We start from the raw sequence: 17,085 nt of genomic DNA, 5'->3' as shown, positions 1-17,085 counted from the left end.
GCGCGAGATTCCGGACTCTCGCCCCGCGAGCCCCGGAATGACGCCGGAGATATCACGCCACGTTCTGGTCGAGGATCTCCACGGCCTCTTGCAGGCTCACCGAGACGAGCTGCGAGACGCCGCGCTCGGCCATGGTGACGCCGAACAGCCGGTTCATCCGCGCCATCGTGATCGGGTTGTGCGTGATGATGATGAAGCGCGTGTCGGTCGAGCCGGTCATCTCATGCAAGAGGTTGCAGTACCGTTCGACGTTGTGGTCGTCGAGCGGTGCGTCGACTTCGTCCAGCACGCAGATCGGCGAGGGATTGGTGAGGAACACCGCGAAGATCAGCGCCATCGCGGTCAGCGCCTGCTCGCCGCCCGAGAGCAGCGACAGCGTCTGCGGTTTCTTGCCCGGCGGCTTGGCGATGATTTCGAGACCGGCTTCCAGCGGGTCGTCGCTCTCGATCAAATGCAGCGCGGCCTCGCCGCCGCCGAACAGCTCGACGAACAGGCGCTTGAAGTGGTTGTTGACGACGTCGAACGAGGTCAGGAGCCGCTCCCGCGCTTCCTTGTTCAGGCTCTGGATACCCTGGCGCAGCCGCTTGATGGCTTCGACCAGGTCGTCGCGCTCGGTGACGAGGCCGGTGTGCTGGGTCTCGACCTCGCGCAGCTCTTCCTCGGCGCGCAAATTGACCGCGCCGAGGCGCTCGCGGTCGCGGCGCATCTTTTCGAGGTCTTCCTCGATGTCGTGCAGCGGCGGCAGCTCCGCGCCCGGCTCGATCTCGGCAAGGCCGGCGACGGCCTGCGGCTCGACTTCGAGCATGTCGCGGATCTCGCGCTCGATGTCCTCGAGCCGGCGCCGCGCGCCTTCCATGCGCTCCTCGGCGCGCGCCGTGGCCTCGCGAGCGCTGGAGAGCGCTTCGAGCGTCAGCTTGGCGACGCGATCGGTCTCCGCCATCGCGCTTTCCGCGGCGGCGAGCGCGTCGGCGGCCATGCGGCGGTCGTTCTCGGCGTATTCGATCTCGGTGATCAGCGCGCTGCGCTTCTCGGCGAACACTTGCGGTGCGTTTTCGAGTTCGCTGCGCTCGATCGTGAGTTCGGCGATACGGGCCTGGATGGTGTCGATGTGGGAGGCCGCGCTCTCCTTGCGGTTCTGCCACTCGGTGCGTTCGGCGAGGATCGCCTGCACGCGCCTGTCGGCGAGCTCGGCCTCGCGTGCCAGCGCCTGCGCCTCGGCGCGGACCTGGGCGGCCATGCGGCGGTGGCCCTCGATGTCGCTGCGGACGGCGGCGAGCTGGGTCTCGGTGTCCTCGCTCGACGGCAGCTCGCTGATGCCGGCCGCGGCATATTCGTAGGCGGCCTCGGCCTCGGCGCGATCGGCGGCGAGACGGCTGTGCGCTTCCGACAGCGTCGCCTTGCGGGCGGCGTGGCGGCTGATCTCGCGCTCGGCATTGGCGTGGCGCTCGCGCGCGACGTTGAGCTCGCGCTGCGCGGCGCGCCAAGCTTCGCGGCTGGCACCTTCGGTGCTCGCGGCCATCTGCAGCTCGGACTCGGCGTTTTCCAGCGCCTGGCGCTTGATCTGCGCGTCGATGCGGGCCTGCTCCAGCTCGTTCTCGATATCAACGAGGCGGGCGCGCTCGGCAAGACGCCGTGCGGCGCCGGTCGGGGCGTGCGCCGCGGCGACAAAGCCGTCCCAGCGCCAGACGTCGCCTTCGGGTGAGACCAGCCGCTGGCCAGTCTTGAGCTGCGAGACCAGCTCGGCGCCGCGCTCGCGCGGCACCACGCCGATCTGGGCCAGGCGGCGCGCCAGCTCGGCCGGCGCCTGCACGTGATTGGAAAGCGGCACGGCGCCCTCGGGCAGCTCCGGATCGCCCTCGGTGTGTCCGACATTGGTCCAGCGCATCGGCGCTGACGGATCGATCGGCGCGTCGAGATCGTCGCCGAGCGCGGCGCCGATCGCCTTTTCAAATCCCTTGTCGACAGTGATGCCGTCGATGATCGGCGGCCACAGGTTCTTGGTCTCGCCGTTGACGATCTTGGAGATGGTGCGCGCTTCGGTCTCGAGCCGCTGCACGCGCTTGTCGGCTTCGACCAGCGGCGCGCGCGAGGATTCCAGCGTCTGACGCGCGGCAACGTGCGCGGCTTCGCTCGCCTGCGCCGCGGCTTCGGAAGCTGCCAGCGTCTGCTCCGCGGTCTCGACCAGTGCGGTCAGCTCATCGAGATCGCCGAAGCCGCCGGTCGCCTCAGTGAGCTTCTGCTCTTCCGCGGCGACGTTCGCGATCTCCTGGTCGAGCCGGGCGAGCTTGTCGCGGTGGGTGCGGACGTTGGCTTCCAACTGGTTGCGCTTGGCGGTGAGGTCGGCGAGCGCGGTGGTCAGCTCGGCGAAGCGCTGCTCGGTTTCGGTCAGCACCGCCTCGGCTTCGGCGACGCGCTCGTCGACGCCGGAGCGCTTCTCGACGCGCGACTTGATCTCTTCCTTCAGCTCGGCGTCTTCGGTGTCGAGCCGCTGCAGCGCGACGTCGGCATCCATGGTCTGCTGCTGGGCGCGCGAGATGTCGCCTTCGAACTGGGCGAGGCGGCGCTCGAGCTCGGCGACGCGCTCCTTGGCGCGCTCTTCCTCGCGGTCGAGCTGTTCGCGGGCATTGGTGAGGCGTTGCAGTCCGGCGGCGGCGCGCGCTTCGGCATCGCGCAGCGCCGGCATCTCGGCGGCGCGGATCGCCTGAATGCGGGCGGCTTCGGCCTGGTGCTGGGTGCGCTCGGCCATCTCGCGGACGGCGAGATCATGGGTCTGGCCGGATTCGTTGACGTCGGCATGGGCGCCGATCCAGCGCAGATGGAACAGGGTGGCCTCGGCCTTGCGAACCTTGGCCGCGACCTCGCGGTAGCGCACGGCCTGGCGGGCCTGCTTCTTCAGGCCTTCCATCTGCCCGGAGAGCTGGCCGATCACGTCCTCGACGCGGGTGAGGTTGGTCTCGGCCGCCTTCAGCCGCAGCTCGGCCTCGTGACGGCGGGCGTGCAGGCCGGCGACGCCGGCAGCATCTTCCAGCACGCGGCGGCGCTGCTCGGGCTTGGCCTGGATGATCTCGCCGATCTTGCCCTGGTGGACGAGGGCCGGCGAACGCGCGCCGGTGGCTGCGTCCGCGAACAGGATCTGCACGTCGCGCGCGCGCACGTCGCGGCCGTTGATGCGATAGACCGAGCCAGCCTCGCGCTCGATGCGACGGGAGATCTCGAGAATCTGGCTGTCGTTCATCGCCGCAGGCGCGGTGCGATCGGCATTGTCGATCGTCATCGTCACTTCGGCATGGTTGCGCGCCGGACGGTTGCCGGAGCCGGCGAAGATCACCGCGTCCATGTCGGCGGCGCGCAGCGACTTGTACGAGGTCTCACCCATCGCCCAGCGCAGCGCTTCGACGAGATTCGACTTGCCGCAGCCGTTGGGACCGACCACGCCGGTCAGACCGGGCTCGATGACGAAGTCCGTAGGCTCAACGAAGGACTTGAAACCGTGAAGGCGCAGGCGGGTGATTTTCATAAGCACGCATCTCTGTTGGCAGGCACGAATCCCCCTGCCGGGACAATACCATGGAAGGCAATGTCGCTATCCGGGCGAGTCGCGCGAGGCGCCTCATGCGGCTGGACAATGGCCGCGGTGCGCCGCGAGGGCAACCGGCGAAAGCCGCTTTTCCCAAGGGATTTATGCCGGGAAAGATACGGCTTTCGAGATGCGAATCAGGATCTTGACGAGCGAATCAGCTCTTCAGGAGCGGATTGATCTTCTTGGCGAACTCCTCGAACGAGGCTTCGCCCTTGATCTTCTCGCCGTTGATGAAGAAGGTCGGTGTCGAATCCACCTTCAACACGTCGCTGGCATATTTCTGGTCGGCGGCGATCTTGTCGAGCAGCGCCTGGTCCTTCAGGCAGGACTCGACCTGCGGCTGGGTGAGGCCGGCCTGCTTGCCGATCCGCGTCAGGGTCTCGGTGGTGTTCTTCACCACCCAGTCGTTCTGCTGGCGGAACAGCATGTCGGTGACCGCGAAGTATTTCGGCGCGTCGTCCTTGGCGATGCAGCGCGACAGCATGGAGCCGGCGGCGGCTTTGATGTCGAGCGGGAACTCGCGGAAGATGTAACGCACCTTGCCGGTGTCGATGTATTCCTTCTTGATCTTCGGGAACACCTGCTCGTTGAAGGCGGCGCAGTGCGGGCAGGTCATCGAGGCGTATTCGGTGATGGTGACGGCGGCGTCCTTCGGGCCGAGCGCCATGTCGGGCAGCGACACCGGCTTGGCCACATCGGCGGCGGACTGCGCCATCGCGTCGGAAATGAACCGCAGCGGCGAGATCCCGGCGAGCGCGGCAAGCCCGGTCAGCGACAGCATCGTGGTGAAGGCGCGGCGGGTGATGATCAAGGTCGGCTCCCGGGATTGGCAAGGTTCGCCCGAGGTTCCCCTTCGGGCGGCCTGTCGCTAGCTTGAAACGTCGCCTGAGGCAATGGCAGGCCGCAGGCACGGGTTCAGTTTGGGCGCGGAATGAGGCTCAATTTCGCTTGATGGCGGCCCCGAGCCGCGCCAGCGCCGTCTTCAATTGCTCATCTTCGATGTCGGTGAGGCTCTCCGCCACCTTGGCGACCGCCTTGGGGTCTGGCGGGCCGGGCCGCTTCCGGCCCCTCGGCCGCGACAGGGGGGCCTGGCGGAAGGCCAGCTTGCCGACCGCGCTCCAGCCGAAGAAGCGGTTGACCCGTTCCAGGATCACGTCGGCCGAGTGCTGGATCTCCAGCGCCATCGGCCCCTCGACCCGCAGCACCAGGGTTGCCGGCTCCTGCGGCTGACCCTCGACCGGGCGTGGCCATTGCATCTTGAGTGGCTCGGCATGGGCCGCGATCTCGGGCCCCGCAATCTGCGCCCACCGCGTCACCAGTTCGCGTGCGGCGAAGCCCTGCTTGGCATAGGCCTCGGCAAAGACGTCATTGAGCAGGATCCCGAGCGGTTTTGCGCTGATGGGACCGGGCTTGAAGATGGGGCCGGATTTGGACATGGCGGGCTTTATAGCACCTCGGGCGGGCCACCACGAAGAAAGACGTGGATGCCCGCGACCAGCGCGGGCACGACGTGGAGAGATTGGCATGGGGCCGTTACAGTGAGCGCATGAGCCGCAGATCCGCCCTGAACCTCAAATCGAAACCAATTCGACCGGAGACCTCATCGCGTCCGATGCTGCTCCTGCAATGGTACGATCGCCATCGCCGCCGACTGCCCTGGCGCGCCGCGCCCGGGGAGGCGTCGGACCCTTACCGCGTCTGGCTCTCCGAGATCATGCTGCAGCAGACCACGGTGAAGGCGGTCGGGCCCTATTTCGAAAAATTCGTCGCACGCTGGCCCGACGTTACGGCGCTAGGGCGGGCCTCCCTCGACGACGTGCTGCGGATGTGGGCCGGGCTCGGCTACTATTCGCGCGCACGCAATCTCCACGCCTGCGCGGTGGCGGTGGCGCGCGAGCACGGCGGCGTCTTTCCCGACACTGAGGAAGGGCTACGAGCGCTGCCGGGGATCGGGCCCTACACGGCGGCGGCGATCGCGGCGATCGCCTTCGATCGGCGCACCATGCCGGTCGACGGCAATATCGAGCGCGTGGTATCGCGCCTGTTCGCCGTCGAGGACGAGCTGCCGCAGGCAAAACCTTTGATCCAGCAACTGGCGGCGACGTTGCTGGCGGATTCCCGCGCCGGTGACAGCGCACAGGCGTTGATGGATTTGGGCGCCTCGATCTGCACGCCGAAGAAGCCGGCCTGCTCGCTGTGCCCGCTGAACGAGGACTGCACGGCGCGCGCGCAAGGCTCCCAGGAGACGTTCCCGCGCAAGGCGCCGAAGAAGAGCGGGACGCTCAGGCGCGGCGCCGCCTTTGTGATCACGCGTGGCGACGAACTGCTCGTCCGCTCGCGGCCCGAGAAGGGCCTGCTGGGCGGCATGACGGAAGTGCCGGGCTCGGACTGGCTGGCCGGCCAAGAGGACGCGGCGGCGAAACAGCAGGCGCCGGAGCTGAAGGGGTTGTCGCGCTGGCAGCGCAAGGTGGGCGTGGTCACCCATGTCTTCACGCATTTTCCTCTGGAGCTGGTGGTCTACACGGCGCAGGTGGAAGCCCGCACCCGCGCGCCCGCTGGCATGCGCTGGGTACCGATCGCGAGCCTCGCGGACGAAGCGCTGCCCAACGTCATGCGCAAGGTGATTGCGCACGCACTGGATGTTTGATCGGCCCGTGCTCCTGACAGCACGCTGGCAGCAGCGCTGCGCTATCACGGCGCGATGGAGCCTCGCATGGTCAAGACCGCGCTCGACGATTTTCCAAGGCCGCCCTGCGCCGAGTTGCTCGGATGGCGCCTGCTCGATGCCCGTCCGGAGGAGGGCTGGATCAGACTGGGCTTCGAGGCCAAACCTGAATTCTGCAACCCCGCAGGTTTCATCCAGGGCGGCATGCTTTCGGCGATGCTCGATGACACCATGGGTCCCGCCGTGCTGGTGATGAGCGAGGGGCGGCTCTACACCACCACCATCAGCATGACCGTGAATTTTTTGGCGCCCGCCAAGCCTGGCCCGATCGTCGGCGAGGCCAGGGTGACGCAGCTCGGCAGGACGATCGCGTTCGTCGAGGGCAAGCTGATGGCGGAAGACGGCACGGTGCTCGCGACGGCAAGCGCGAGCGAGCGGTTGCTGGAAGCGGCGAGGGTGGTGAAGTGAGGCGCGACTCCAGCCGCGTGCTCCACTTCCCTTCTTCTCTCATGTCCGCCGAAGCCTTGGCGAAGGCGGATGTGGGAGAAGGTGGCGCGAAGCGCCGGATGCGGGGCATCTGTCCGCGAATTCAAACTAAGAGAGGAATGCGGAAACAACCCCTCACCCAAGGGAGTCCGCGTCTACTGGCGGCGATGCCGTCTCCCACAAGGGCCGAGGGCACATTCATGCGCATCTCGCTTTGAGCGAGAGCATCATGCTCCCGCGCGCGCATCCTTGCTCACGATCGGCGGCTTCGCATTCAGCGCTTCCACCTGGAAGCCCGCAACGCGCTTGTAGTTGGCGGCAACGTCCTCCAGCTCCTGCTGGGACAACACGTCGGTGACCACTTCGTAGCCGTCAGGCGCGCGCTCCTCGACCAGCTGCATCACCTGCTCGGGGCCGTTCTTGCGGTTGAGCAGGACGAGGTCGGCGGTTGCGGGCCGGCGCTCGGCTTCATAGGCGAGCAGCGCTGCTTGCGTCGGGCCATGCGCCAGAATCTCGCGCGTGATGACGCGGGCATCGAGGATCGCCTGCGAGGCGCCGTTCGAACCGATCGGGTACATCGGATGCGCGGCATCGCCCATCAGCGTGACGCGGCCGAAGGTCCATTGCGAGACTGGATCGCGGTCGACCAGCGGATATTCATAGGCGTGCGGGCAGTTCCTGATCAGGCCGGGCACGTCGAGCCAGTCGAACTGCCAGCTCTCGAACCAGGGCAGGAATTCTTCGCGCCGTGCCGTGCGGTTATAGTCTTCGCGGCGCCACTGATAGGTCGGTGGCATGTGGCGCTCCGCGACCCAGTTGATGAGGTGGTTGCCGTTTGCGTCGGGCTCTTTCGAGATCGGATAGCAGACGAATTTCAGGATCTCGTGGCCGGCCATGATCATTGTGCGGCCGGTCAGGAAGGCCTTTGCCGGCGTGACGCCGCGCCAGAGGATGCGGCCGTTCCAGATCGGCGGGCCTTCATTGGGATACAGCTTTTCTCGCGCGGCGGAATGGATGCCGTCGGCGGCGATCAGGATCGCGCCCTCGAAAGTGCCGGCGGCCTTGCCGGTCGCCTTGTCGATGAAGTCGGCGCGCACGCCGTCCGCCGTCTCGGTCCAGCCGGTCAGATGATGGCTGGTGAGGATGTTCTCGCGGCCGAGCCGCTCGACCGCGGTGTCGAGCAGGAGCTGCTGCAGCGTGCCGCGGTGGATCGAGAATTGCGGCCATTTGTAACCGGCGTCCAGTCCGCGCGGCTCGCTCCAGATCGGCTTGCCGTGCTTGGAGAAATAGGCGAGCTCGCGGGTGCGCACGCCGCTGGCGTCGAGCTTATCCATCAGGCCGAGTTCGATCAGCTCGCGCACCGCATGCGGCAGTACGTTGATGCCGACGCCGAGCGGCTTCAGCTCCGCGACGCTCTCGAACACTTTCACGGGAACGCCGATTTGATGCAGGCTGAGCGCAAGGGTCAGCCCGCCGATGCCGCCACCGGCGACGAGTACCGTCATGAGAAAACTCTCCAGTTGCAGGCGTCTTGGCACAGCCGGGCGGAGGTGGGCAACTGCGAAGAGGATGTTGTGCTATGGACCTTGGGGTCGACAGCCGTTATTTTCCAGCTTTCTCATGAGGTCCGACATGCTCAAGCTCTACTACGCCACCGGCACCTGCGCGCTCGCCACCTACATCACCTTGGAAGAGGCCGGCGCCGACTACACGGCCGAACGGCTGAGCTTCAAGGACAACCAGCAGAACAGCCCGGACTATCTCGCCATCAACCCGAAGGGCCGCGTGCCCGCGCTCGTCACCGATCGCGGCGTCCTGACCGAAACGCCGGCGATGCTGGCTTACATCGCGCAAGTGTTCCCCAAGGCGAAGCTCGCGCCGCTCGACGATCCCTTCGAGTTCGCCCAGGTGCAGTCGTTCAACTCCTATCTCTGTTCGACCGTGCACATCAACCACGCCCACAAGATGCGCGGCGCGCGCTGGGCGACGGAGGAGAGCTCGTTCGCCGACATGAAGGCTATGGTGCCGAAGACCATGGCGGCCTGCTTCAAGCTCATCGAGCAGAAGATGTTTCGGGGGCCCTGGGTGATGGGCGAGCAGTACACGGTCTGCGATCCCTATCTCTACACGCTTTCGACCTGGCTCGAAGGCGACAGCGTCGACATCAATGCGACGCCGAGGATCGCTGATCACTTCAAGCGCATGTCGGATCGCCCGGCGATCCGCAAGGTGATGGACGCGCAGAAGGCGTGAAGGCAGCGCGGCTCTCGGGCAAAGACGCAAAGCGCCGTGCCCACCATCTTCGTCCGGCGACAACAGATGGTGGGCAGGCTTCGCTTTGCCCACTCCTTACGAGAGCTACCCAACGCGCCGCTCCTTCTTCGCTAGCTCCCGTCCGGTCTCCAGCATCAGCCGCCGCAGCCAGATCGAGCCCGGGTCCATCTGGGCCCGCGTCGGGTGGAACATGAACTGCTCGTCGATCCCGGGGTCGAGCGGCGGCGTCACCGTGACGAGGCCGAGCTGCTTCGACAGCGCCGCGATCAGCCGGCGCGGCACGAAAGCGACGAGGTCGGTGCGCGCGGCGACGTGCAAGGCTTCGAGATAGCCCGCCACCACCAGCGAGATGTGTCGCTCGATGCCTTTGCTGCGCAGCCAGGTGTCGATCAGGTCCTCAGCGCTGCCGCGGATGATCACGCCGACATGGCGCGCGGCCAGGAACGCCTCGCGCCGTTTCAGCTTCGCTCCAATGGGATGGCCGCGCCGCACCGCCAGCGCGTCGCTGTCAGTGTAGAGCAGCTGGCGGTGAAAGCCCTTGAAGGCATTGCCGATCGAGATCACGAGGTCGATGGTGCGGGCGAATTCGGCGTGGAAGATCGCCGATCCCCGCCAGGGCACGACGTCGATGCGGACATTCGGTGCAGCCCGCGTCACCTTCTCCATCAGCGGGGGCATCAACAGCTCGACCGCGAGGTCCGGCATCATCAGACGGAACTGCCGCTCGCTGCGAGCGGCATCGAATTCGTCAGGGACGAACAGCCCGCGCACCTGGTCGAGCGCCTGCGCCAGCGGCGCGCGCAGGGCTTGCGCCCGCGGCGTCAGCTCCATCCGCGCGCCGGTGCGTACCAGGAGCGGATCGCCGAAGATGTCGCGCAGGCGCTGGAGCGCATGGCTCGCCGCCGGCTGCGACAGCCCGAGCCGTAACGCCGCGCGGCTGACATTGGCCTCGCGCAGCAATGCGTCGAGGGCGGTCAACAGATTGAGGTCAAGCGCATTCAAATTCATGGTGTGAATATATATCATATCTACTATCGATTTGAAGAATTCTGATCGACCAGCGATGATCTTCGCGATGTCACACCACGGAGATGCCGCCATGAACGCGACCGCCAACAAGAAACTGATGCAGGATATCTTTGCCGCTGCCGCCGATCCCGATCCAGCCGCGCGCGATCGCGCGCTGTTCAGCGCCAGCCTTGCCGACGACGCCAAATGGATCGTGACCGGGCAATATTCCTGGTCCCGCACCTTTTCGGGCAAGGAGGCGATCCTCAACGATCTGCACGGCTATGTGCGCACGCGCCTGCGCGACCGCACGCGTACAATCGCCCATCGCTTCATTGCCGATGGCGACGTCGTCGTCGTCGAAGCCAAGGGTGACAACGTCACACCCGAAGGCGTGCGTTACGACAACGACTATTGTCTGGTGTTTCGCCTCGAGGACGGCAAGATCAAGGAGATCCGCGAGTACTGCGACTCTGTTCTGACCGAGAAGGCGCTCGGCCCGTTTCCACAAACGGCCGCGAGAGCCGCGGGCTGACGGCTTGAGCCCGATCTGGTCTGCCGGCCGGCGCCATTCGTTACGGCCTGCGAGGGTCGTATCGGTCTGGCGCAAGCTGGCGGAGATCATCCGGCTGCGGCGAGAGCGCGCGCGGATGCACTGCCAGCTCGCCGCCATGAGCGAGCGTGAGCTTCTGGATTTCGGGATGACGCTGTCGGAGATTGCGTACGAGCTGAAAAAGCCTGTCCGGCGGAAATAGAGAGATCCAAGATGCAGCCTCTATTTATGGGCGCCCGATCGGTACTCATCCTGGCAAATGCATGCACCACGCTGCATGCGGCTGCTGGTCTGCGCGAAAGCCTTGCTCGATTGCCGATAAAATCAGCAAATTATCGTGCGCTGATGCGCATGCCCGCGAAGAATTTGAAGGTTCAATTAAGAAGTGTCCCCCATTGTGTCGCGGTGCAGCGTGGGTCGCCAGGGCGCGGCGTGCGGCTGCCGGAGTGGCCGTGACGATCGCCGGAGCTGTCCGACCCCTCGAATTCAAATGCATCTGGGTGGACAGTGGGAATGCCGAAATTTCGTTTGCGGATCAGGGGACGCCTGTACGCAGGCTTCATGGCCCTGGTGGCGGTCGGTCTCGTGATGGCAGTGGTTGCCGTCTGGAATTTGCGGTACGTGCAGGATCAGGTCGCAAGACAATCCGCCCTCTCCGACAGCACGGCACGGGTGCTGGAAATATCAGCCCATTTGCAGGCGATCCAACGGGCCAACCTGCGCTACGTCTACGACGCCAACGAGCCTGCAATGAAGGAGGCGCAAGAGCGGGAAACCGCGGCGACCGAGCTGCTGCGGGTGGGCGCGCAGGGGACGCTCTCCGAGGAGCGGCGAGCGCTCTACAACGGCCTGATCGACGACATCGCCAAGATGCGACGCCTGCGTGACAATCTCGGGGACGCCGTCAACGAGGTGAGAACCGGCAAGGCGACGCTGCTCCCCAGTGGAGAGGAGCTGGCCGTCAAGATGGGCAAGCTGGTCGACGCGGCGCGGGCTGCCGTCGATGAAGACACGGCGGCCCTGGTCGCCGACCTCGAATCCAGAATCCTTCTTGTTCGGGTCGCAACCTGGCGTTTCCTAGCCGTGCGTGATGTCCAGGGGCCTGCGAATTTCAGGGCGAGTGTGGACAGGGCAGCGCAACGGCTCGCGGCCATCGAAAAGAGCCCGCAGGCGGCGGAGTTGCGCGCCACGCTCACGCCGGTGAAGACCTCGCTCGGAATCTACAAATCGGCATTCGAGACGACGTCCGCCGCGATGCTTCAAGCCGACGAGATCTACCACAAGAACCTCGCGCCCCTCATCGTCGACAGTATCGGCAAGCTCAAGGCCGCGGAAACGACCCTGAAGAAGGACTACCGGGACTCGCGCAACAATGCCGAAGCCGTGATCGCCAGCACGACGACCGTTCAGGAGATCGCCGGCGGGCTCGCCATCTTGTTCGGTGGCATCGTCGCCTTCCTGATCGGGCGCAGCATCGTTGGTCCCCTGACCTCGATGACGCACGCGATGGGGCGGCTTGCCGGCGGCAATCTCGAGGTCGAGATTCCCGGCCGCGGCAGGGCTGACGAGGTCGGCGACATGGCCAAGGCGATCCAGGTGTTCAAGGACAACATGATCGAGACCGAGCGCATGCGGGCCGAGCAGGCCGAGCTCGAGGCGCGGCAGGCCGAGAGTCGCAAGAAAGAAATGGTCCGGCTTGCCGATCAGTTCGAGCAGGCGGTCGGTGAGATCGTGAACACGGTATCGTCGGCGTCGAGCGAGCTCGAAGCTTCCGCAGGCACCTTGACCACGACCGCCGCGCGGGCCCAGGACCTCTCGACGGAGGTCGCCAGCGCGTCGCAGGAGGCTTCGGCCAATGTGCAGGCGGTCGCCTCGGCGACCGAGGAGCTCTCCTCCTCGGTATCCGAGATTGCCCGTCAGGTGCAGGAATCCGCCCGCATCGCCACCGAGGCCGTCGGTCAGGCGAGCAGGACCAACGAGCGCGTCGGCGCGCTCTCCAAGGCCGCCGCCCGGATCGGTGACGTGGTCGAGCTCATCAGCACCATCGCCGGCCAGACCAACCTCTTGGCGCTGAACGCCACGATCGAGGCGGCGCGTGCGGGCGAAGCCGGCCGCGGCTTTGCGGTGGTCGCTTCCGAGGTCAAGGCGCTCGCTGAGCAGACTGCGAAGGCCACCGGCGAGATCGCCCAGCAGGTCTCCAGCATCCAGGCCGCGACGGAGGAGTCGGTCGGCTCGATCAGGGAGATCAGCGGCACCATCGAGCGGCTGTCGGAGATTTCGTCCACGGTCGCCGCCGCCGTGGAGCAGCAGGGCGCGGCGACGCAGGAGATCTCCCGCAACGTCCAGCAGGCGGCCCAAGGCACGCAGCTCGTGTCGTCCAACATCAGCGACGTGCAGCGCGGCGCCTCCGAGACCGGCTCGGCCTCCTCGCAGGTGCTGTCGGCGGCGCGCTCGCTCTCGGCCGACAGCAACCGCCTCAAGCTGGAAGTGGCCAAGTTCCTGAGTTCGGTCCACTCCGCCTGAAGTCTCAAACGCAAGAGGCCACGCGCATGCGCGTGGCCTCGAAGAGCGGCGCGCTCAAGCCACCTTGGTCGTCATGTGCTTGAACATGTTGCTGCGCGCTTCGTCGTCCATCTCGGCCTTGAAGGTGAACTTGTCCTTCAGGGCGATGGCGCGTGCCGCCGCCGGGCGTGCCGAAATCTCGTCGACGAGCCGCTTCACATTCGGGTATCGCGCAAAGGCGTCGTCGCCGAGCTTGAACGGCACCATCCGCGCCCAGCCCCACAGCGCCATGTCGACGATCGAATAGCTGTCGCCCACCATGTAGCGGCGGTCTTTGAGGTGACCGTCGAGAATCTTGTAATGGCGATCGGTCTCGTACTGGTAGCGGTTATGGGCGTAATCGTGGTTCTGGTCCTTCGGCGCAAAATGCTTGAAGTGCACGGCCTGGCCCGAATAGGGCCCGACGCCGGTGGCGATGAACATCAGCCAGGACAGCAATTCGGCGCGGTTCGTGGGCAGGAACTTGCCGGTCTTCTCGGCGAGATAAAGCAGGATGGCGTTCGAGTCGAACACGATGGTGCCGCCATCGTCGATCGCCGGCACCTTGCCGTTCGGGTTGATCTTGAGGAACTCCGGCGTGAACTGCTCGCCCTTGCGGGTGTCGACCGCGACCGGCTGAAACGGCAGGCCGGACTCTTCCAGATAGAGCGCGACCTTGGTCGGGTTCGGCGATCCGTTGAAATAGAATTTGAGCATCACACATCTCCTCGGTGTCTGTTGCCGCGTGCGCACGAGGCGTCGTTGGGCGGGCCTTGTCTTGCCTGAGCCCGTTGCGGGAGAGCAACCGGCGAGTTTGCCGGGCGGTGTCTGCGCGTGGCGCAGATCAGGCGGCGTAACAGAGGCCGATTGCCGCCGTAATGACCATGGCCGTGCCCACGGCCTCCAGCCGCAGGCCGAGCCGCGCGGCGAGATGCATGTCGGAGGCCCGCGCCGCGCGCTCCGATCCGCGCGCGTAGCCGTGAACGATGACGTCATGGTTGAAATTGTCGTGCGCCTCGTTGCTGCTGGCGAGCCCGACGCAGATCACGAGCACGCCGAACAGCGCCAGACCGAAGAAACCGAGAAGCGCGATCAGGAACATCGGAAACATGCCGACCAGGAAGATCGGCAGCAGCGGCACCAGCAGCAATGTCTCGGACTGTCGTCGCATGGAGCCCAACCGGTCAGGACGGGGCTGATCGGGCGAATCTAGTCCTGGCAGGGGCGGCTTTCAACCATCCGCCGCCGTCATTCCGGGCCGCGCCTCTTGGCGCGAGCCGGGATCCATTGGGCCGGATGTGCTGTAGCAGGATGGATTCCGGGTTCGCGTTTTGCGCGCCCCGGAATGACGGAGGGAGGGCTACTCCGCCGCCATGCCGGCGCGGATCTCGGCACGCAGCTCGTCGATCAGCTTGAGACCCTTCTTGGTTTCGACGTGCCAGAAGGTCCAGCCGTTGCAGGCCTGCGCGCCTTGCGCGACCGCGCCGATGCGGTGGATCGAGCCGACCTTGTCGCCGAGCATGATGGCACCGTCGGCGCGCACCAGCGCGCCCAGCTTCTTCTTGGCGTCGAACAGTTTCGTGCCGGGCATGATCATGCCGCGCTCGATCAGCTCGGAGAACGCGACGCGCGGTGCCTCGCGCGCTGTCATGAACGGGGCAAGGCTTGCCTCAGGCAGCGGCTCCACCGCGGCGATGCGTGCTTCCGCGGCTTTCGCATAGGTCTTGTCGCGCTCGAAGCCGATATACGAGCGGCCGAGGCGCTTGGCGACAGCGCCGGTGGTGCCGGTGCCGTTGAAGGGATCGATCACGAGATCGCCTGGCTTCGATGACGACAGCAGCACGCGCGCGAGCAGCCCTTCGGGCTTCTGCGTCGGATGCACCTTCTTGCCGTCGGCGCCCTTGAGACGCTCCTCGCCGGTGCAGAGCGGGATCAGCCAGTCAGACCGCGCCTGCACGTCCTCGTTGGCGGCCTTCAGCGCCTCGTAGTTGAACGTGTAGCCCTTGGCCTTCTCGTCACGCGCGGCCCAGATCATCGTTTCGTGCGCGTTGGTGAAACGGCGGCCGCGGAAGTTCGGCATCGGATTGGTCTTGCGCCAGACGATGTCATTCAGGAGCCAGAAGCCGAGATCCTGCATGATCGCGCCGACGCGGAAGATGTTGTGATAGGAGCCGATCACCCAGATCGTCGCGGATGGCTTCATCGCGCGGCGGGCGGCAAGCAGCCAGGCGCGGGTGAAATTGTCATACGCAGCAAACGAATCGAACTTGTCCCAGTCGTGATTGACGGCATCGACATGGGATTCGTCGGGGCGCTTGAGATCGCCCTTGAGCTGGAGATTGTAGGGCGGGTCGGCGAACACCAGGTCGACGCTGCCTGCCTGAAGCTTCGACATCTCGGCGACGCAATCGCCGACGATGATGCGATGCGACGGAGACTCGAAATTTGTGCGGGGCGCCCTTGCAGACGCCCCGCGACGCGACTCTACCATGACTCAAGAACTCTGATTCAGGCGACGCTGTCGGCGACGCGGGACCAAACAACCGACTGACCGCTACATTGAAGCGGCAAAGTAAAAATCGACTTAACCCGCTACTTTTGTGAGCAGGCCGTGCATCGCCGCTTGTGCGCGTGTTGTCGCGCGCATGCGCCTTGTTTTACAGTGTATTTCGCGTTTGCTCGGCTCGCGGCCGCAATCATGGCTGCAAGATGGCTGCAAATTTCCCTCGGAAAAAATTGCTCGACCCTCGGAAAAAATTGCTGGCACCGACATGCTGTCGCACTAGGCAATTTTTGCCGGCCACGATATTGATAAACGCAACGGAAATTTTACGTGTGTGGCGCGTTGAGCTTTCGCACCATTGTGCGCCGTCGAAACTGAATCAGGGACCCCAGAGGAAAGGCCGCCATGCGCTACGATGACTTCCGCCGCAGCGACGACATCGAGGATCGTCGCGATGAGGGTGGTGGCTTTGGCGGCGGTGGAGGAGGCGGGTTCGGTCTGCCGATGGGCGGCGGCGGGCTCGGCATCGGCACCATCATCGTGCTCGGCCTGATCGGCTATGCCTTCGGCATCGACCCGCGCATCCTGATCGGCGGCGCCGAGATCCTCAGCGGCGGCGGCCATGCGCCGACCTACCAGACCGACCGTCAGGCGTCCTCGGGCAAGCGCGGCGCGCCGACCGACGAGATGGGCAGCATGATCTCCGGCATCCTCGGCGAGATCGACGACCGCTGGAGCGAGATCTTCCAGGCCAGCGGTCAGTCCTATACCGGTCCGAAGATCGTGCTGTTCCGCAACGCCACCAATGGTGGCCGCTGCGGCATGGCGCAGTCGGCGATGGGGCCGTTCTACTGTCCACCTGATCGCACCATCTTCCTCGACACTTCGTTCTTCCGCGAGGTCGAGACGCGCTTCCGCGGCTGCTCCGGCAAGTCGGCGTGCAATTTCACCACCGCCTACATCATCGCCCATGAGGCCGGCCATCACATCCAGAACCTGCTCGGCATCATTCCGCGCGTGACGCGGCTGCAGCAGCAGGCCGGCTCGAAGGCCGAGGCGAATGCGCTTCAGGTGAAGGTCGAGTTGCAGGCGGATTGTCTCTCCGGCGTGTGGGTCAATCGCGAGGCGAAGAAGCGTCCGAACTTCCTCGAGCCCGGCGACATCGACGCCGCGCTGACCACGGCGAGCGCGATCGGCGACGACACGCTGCAGCGCCGGGCCACGGGCCGCGTCGTGCCTGACTCCTTCACCCACGGCTCGGCGGCGCAGCGCAAGCAGTGGTTCATGACCGGCTACCAGCAGGGCACGGTCCAGGCTTGCAACACATTCGGTGCGGGAGCGTTGTAATTCTCGACACCTTGCCCCGGACGCAGCGCAGCGCTTCTTCAGCGGTGCGCTGCAGAGCCGGGGGCCCACAATGCCGGTCTCCCAAGTCTCCGAACTGGGCCCCGGCTCTGCGGCGCGGCGCTGATGCG

The 17,085-nt window shown here is 65.8% G+C and carries 14 protein-coding genes; 6 read left to right on the top strand and 8 right to left on the bottom strand.

Translation table 11 applies throughout. The annotated features are described in order from the left end of the window. Nucleotides 1-52: 52 nt before the first annotated feature. The 3 genes from smc to BRAD3257_RS29640 all read right to left on the bottom strand — a co-directional run bounded on the left by smc (nucleotide 53) and on the right by BRAD3257_RS29640 (nucleotide 5,016). Nucleotides 53-3,517: a chromosome segregation protein SMC gene (smc, locus tag BRAD3257_RS29650; RefSeq protein ID WP_122404820.1), complete on the bottom strand. Its 3,465-nt coding sequence runs from the start codon at nucleotides 3,515-3,517 to the stop codon at nucleotides 53-55. A 217-nt stretch (nucleotides 3,518-3,734) separates the two neighbouring features. Then, nucleotides 3,735-4,391: a DsbA family protein gene (locus BRAD3257_RS29645; RefSeq protein ID WP_122404819.1), complete on the bottom strand. Its 657-nt coding sequence runs from the start codon at nucleotides 4,389-4,391 to the stop codon at nucleotides 3,735-3,737. A gap of 127 nt (nucleotides 4,392-4,518) precedes the next feature. Then, a complete protein-coding gene (locus BRAD3257_RS29640; RefSeq protein ID WP_122404818.1) occupies nucleotides 4,519-5,016 on the bottom strand; it encodes a DUF721 domain-containing protein in 498 nt (165 codons plus the stop codon). Between the two features lie 110 nt (nucleotides 5,017-5,126). Here BRAD3257_RS29640 and mutY point away from each other — a divergent pair, with 110 nt between their 5' ends. Both mutY and BRAD3257_RS29630 read left to right on the top strand, forming a co-directional pair. Next, entirely contained in the window at nucleotides 5,127-6,227 is a 1,101-nt protein-coding gene (mutY, locus tag BRAD3257_RS29635) for an A/G-specific adenine glycosylase (protein ID WP_122404817.1), read from the top strand. Between the two features lie 66 nt (nucleotides 6,228-6,293). Continuing rightward, a complete protein-coding gene (locus BRAD3257_RS29630; RefSeq protein WP_122404816.1) occupies nucleotides 6,294-6,713 on the top strand; it encodes a PaaI family thioesterase in 420 nt (139 codons plus the stop codon). A gap of 245 nt (nucleotides 6,714-6,958) precedes the next feature. Here the strand turns inward: BRAD3257_RS29630 and BRAD3257_RS29625 are convergent, their stop codons facing one another. Then, nucleotides 6,959-8,236, bottom strand: a complete 1,278-nt coding sequence (locus BRAD3257_RS29625) for a flavin-dependent oxidoreductase (protein WP_122404815.1) — start codon at nucleotides 8,234-8,236, stop codon at nucleotides 6,959-6,961. A 127-nt stretch (nucleotides 8,237-8,363) separates the two neighbouring features. On the opposite strand from BRAD3257_RS29625, the gene BRAD3257_RS29620 reads away from it, so the two are divergent. Further along, the gene (locus BRAD3257_RS29620) at nucleotides 8,364-8,984 is read left to right on the top strand and encodes a glutathione S-transferase family protein (protein ID WP_122406824.1); all 621 of its coding nucleotides are present in this window, start codon (nucleotides 8,364-8,366) and stop codon (nucleotides 8,982-8,984) included. A 105-nt stretch (nucleotides 8,985-9,089) separates the two neighbouring features. On the opposite strand, the gene BRAD3257_RS29615 is transcribed toward BRAD3257_RS29620, so the two are convergent. After that, nucleotides 9,090-10,013 carry a LysR family transcriptional regulator gene (locus BRAD3257_RS29615; RefSeq protein WP_122406823.1) on the bottom strand — a complete coding sequence of 308 codons (924 nt, stop codon included), beginning with the start codon at nucleotides 10,011-10,013 and terminating at the stop codon, nucleotides 9,090-9,092. A gap of 91 nt (nucleotides 10,014-10,104) precedes the next feature. Between BRAD3257_RS29615 and BRAD3257_RS29610 the strand changes: the two genes are divergently transcribed. Together BRAD3257_RS29610 and BRAD3257_RS29600 are read left to right on the top strand one after the other, a co-directional pair. Then, nucleotides 10,105-10,548 (top strand): nuclear transport factor 2 family protein, encoded by a 444-nt coding sequence (locus BRAD3257_RS29610; RefSeq protein ID WP_122406822.1) that lies wholly within the window; start codon nucleotides 10,105-10,107, stop codon nucleotides 10,546-10,548. Between the two features lie 531 nt (nucleotides 10,549-11,079). Continuing rightward, entirely contained in the window at nucleotides 11,080-13,089 is a 2,010-nt protein-coding gene (locus BRAD3257_RS29600) for a methyl-accepting chemotaxis protein (RefSeq protein ID WP_162500404.1), read from the top strand. Between the two features lie 54 nt (nucleotides 13,090-13,143). On the opposite strand, the gene BRAD3257_RS29595 is transcribed toward BRAD3257_RS29600, so the two are convergent. The 3 genes from BRAD3257_RS29595 to BRAD3257_RS29585 all read right to left on the bottom strand — a co-directional run bounded on the left by BRAD3257_RS29595 (nucleotide 13,144) and on the right by BRAD3257_RS29585 (nucleotide 15,598). Next, nucleotides 13,144-13,824 (bottom strand): glutathione S-transferase family protein, encoded by a 681-nt coding sequence (locus BRAD3257_RS29595; protein ID WP_162500403.1) that lies wholly within the window; start codon nucleotides 13,822-13,824, stop codon nucleotides 13,144-13,146. A 127-nt stretch (nucleotides 13,825-13,951) separates the two neighbouring features. Further along, entirely contained in the window at nucleotides 13,952-14,278 is a 327-nt protein-coding gene (locus tag BRAD3257_RS29590) for a hypothetical protein (protein ID WP_122404812.1), read from the bottom strand. A gap of 189 nt (nucleotides 14,279-14,467) precedes the next feature. Next, nucleotides 14,468-15,598 carry a site-specific DNA-methyltransferase gene (locus tag BRAD3257_RS29585; protein WP_122404811.1) on the bottom strand — a complete coding sequence of 377 codons (1,131 nt, stop codon included), beginning with the start codon at nucleotides 15,596-15,598 and terminating at the stop codon, nucleotides 14,468-14,470. 417 nt (nucleotides 15,599-16,015) lie between these two features. On the opposite strand from BRAD3257_RS29585, the gene ypfJ reads away from it, so the two are divergent. Next, nucleotides 16,016-16,957 (top strand): KPN_02809 family neutral zinc metallopeptidase, encoded by a 942-nt coding sequence (ypfJ, locus tag BRAD3257_RS29580; RefSeq protein ID WP_122404810.1) that lies wholly within the window; start codon nucleotides 16,016-16,018, stop codon nucleotides 16,955-16,957. Nucleotides 16,958-17,085: the final 128 nt, after the last annotated feature.

Source organism: Bradyrhizobium vignae (assembly GCF_900324035.1).
Classification (GTDB): domain Bacteria; phylum Pseudomonadota; class Alphaproteobacteria; order Rhizobiales; family Xanthobacteraceae; genus Bradyrhizobium; species Bradyrhizobium vignae.
Note: the sequence above shows the minus strand (reverse complement) of the source record. Positions and strands in the feature narration are given on the sequence as shown.

Excerpts from the sequence above, each read along its gene's own strand:
- BRAD3257_RS29615 (WP_122406823.1), bottom strand. The coding sequence starts at position 10,013 with ATGAATTTGAATGCGCTTGACCTCAATCTGTTGACCGCCCTCGACGCA.
- BRAD3257_RS29600 (WP_162500404.1), top strand. The coding sequence starts at position 11,080 with ATGCCGAAATTTCGTTTGCGGATCAGGGGACGCCTGTACGCAGGCTTC.
- mutY (WP_122404817.1), top strand. The coding sequence starts at position 5,127 with ATGAGCCGCAGATCCGCCCTGAACCTCAAATCGAAACCAATTCGACCG.
- ypfJ (WP_122404810.1), top strand. The coding sequence starts at position 16,016 with ATGCGCTACGATGACTTCCGCCGCAGCGACGACATCGAGGATCGTCGC.
- BRAD3257_RS29585 (WP_122404811.1), bottom strand. The coding sequence starts at position 15,598 with ATGGTAGAGTCGCGTCGCGGGGCGTCTGCAAGGGCGCCCCGCACAAAT.
- BRAD3257_RS29625 (WP_122404815.1), bottom strand. The coding sequence starts at position 8,236 with ATGACGGTACTCGTCGCCGGTGGCGGCATCGGCGGGCTGACCCTTGCG.
- BRAD3257_RS29640 (WP_122404818.1), bottom strand. The coding sequence starts at position 5,016 with ATGTCCAAATCCGGCCCCATCTTCAAGCCCGGTCCCATCAGCGCAAAA.
- BRAD3257_RS29630 (WP_122404816.1), top strand. The coding sequence starts at position 6,294 with ATGGTCAAGACCGCGCTCGACGATTTTCCAAGGCCGCCCTGCGCCGAG.
- BRAD3257_RS29595 (WP_162500403.1), bottom strand. The coding sequence starts at position 13,824 with ATGCTCAAATTCTATTTCAACGGATCGCCGAACCCGACCAAGGTCGCG.
- BRAD3257_RS29610 (WP_122406822.1), top strand. The coding sequence starts at position 10,105 with ATGAACGCGACCGCCAACAAGAAACTGATGCAGGATATCTTTGCCGCT.
- BRAD3257_RS29590 (WP_122404812.1), bottom strand. The coding sequence starts at position 14,278 with ATGCGACGACAGTCCGAGACATTGCTGCTGGTGCCGCTGCTGCCGATC.
- BRAD3257_RS29620 (WP_122406824.1), top strand. The coding sequence starts at position 8,364 with ATGCTCAAGCTCTACTACGCCACCGGCACCTGCGCGCTCGCCACCTAC.
- smc (WP_122404820.1), bottom strand. The coding sequence starts at position 3,517 with ATGAAAATCACCCGCCTGCGCCTTCACGGTTTCAAGTCCTTCGTTGAG.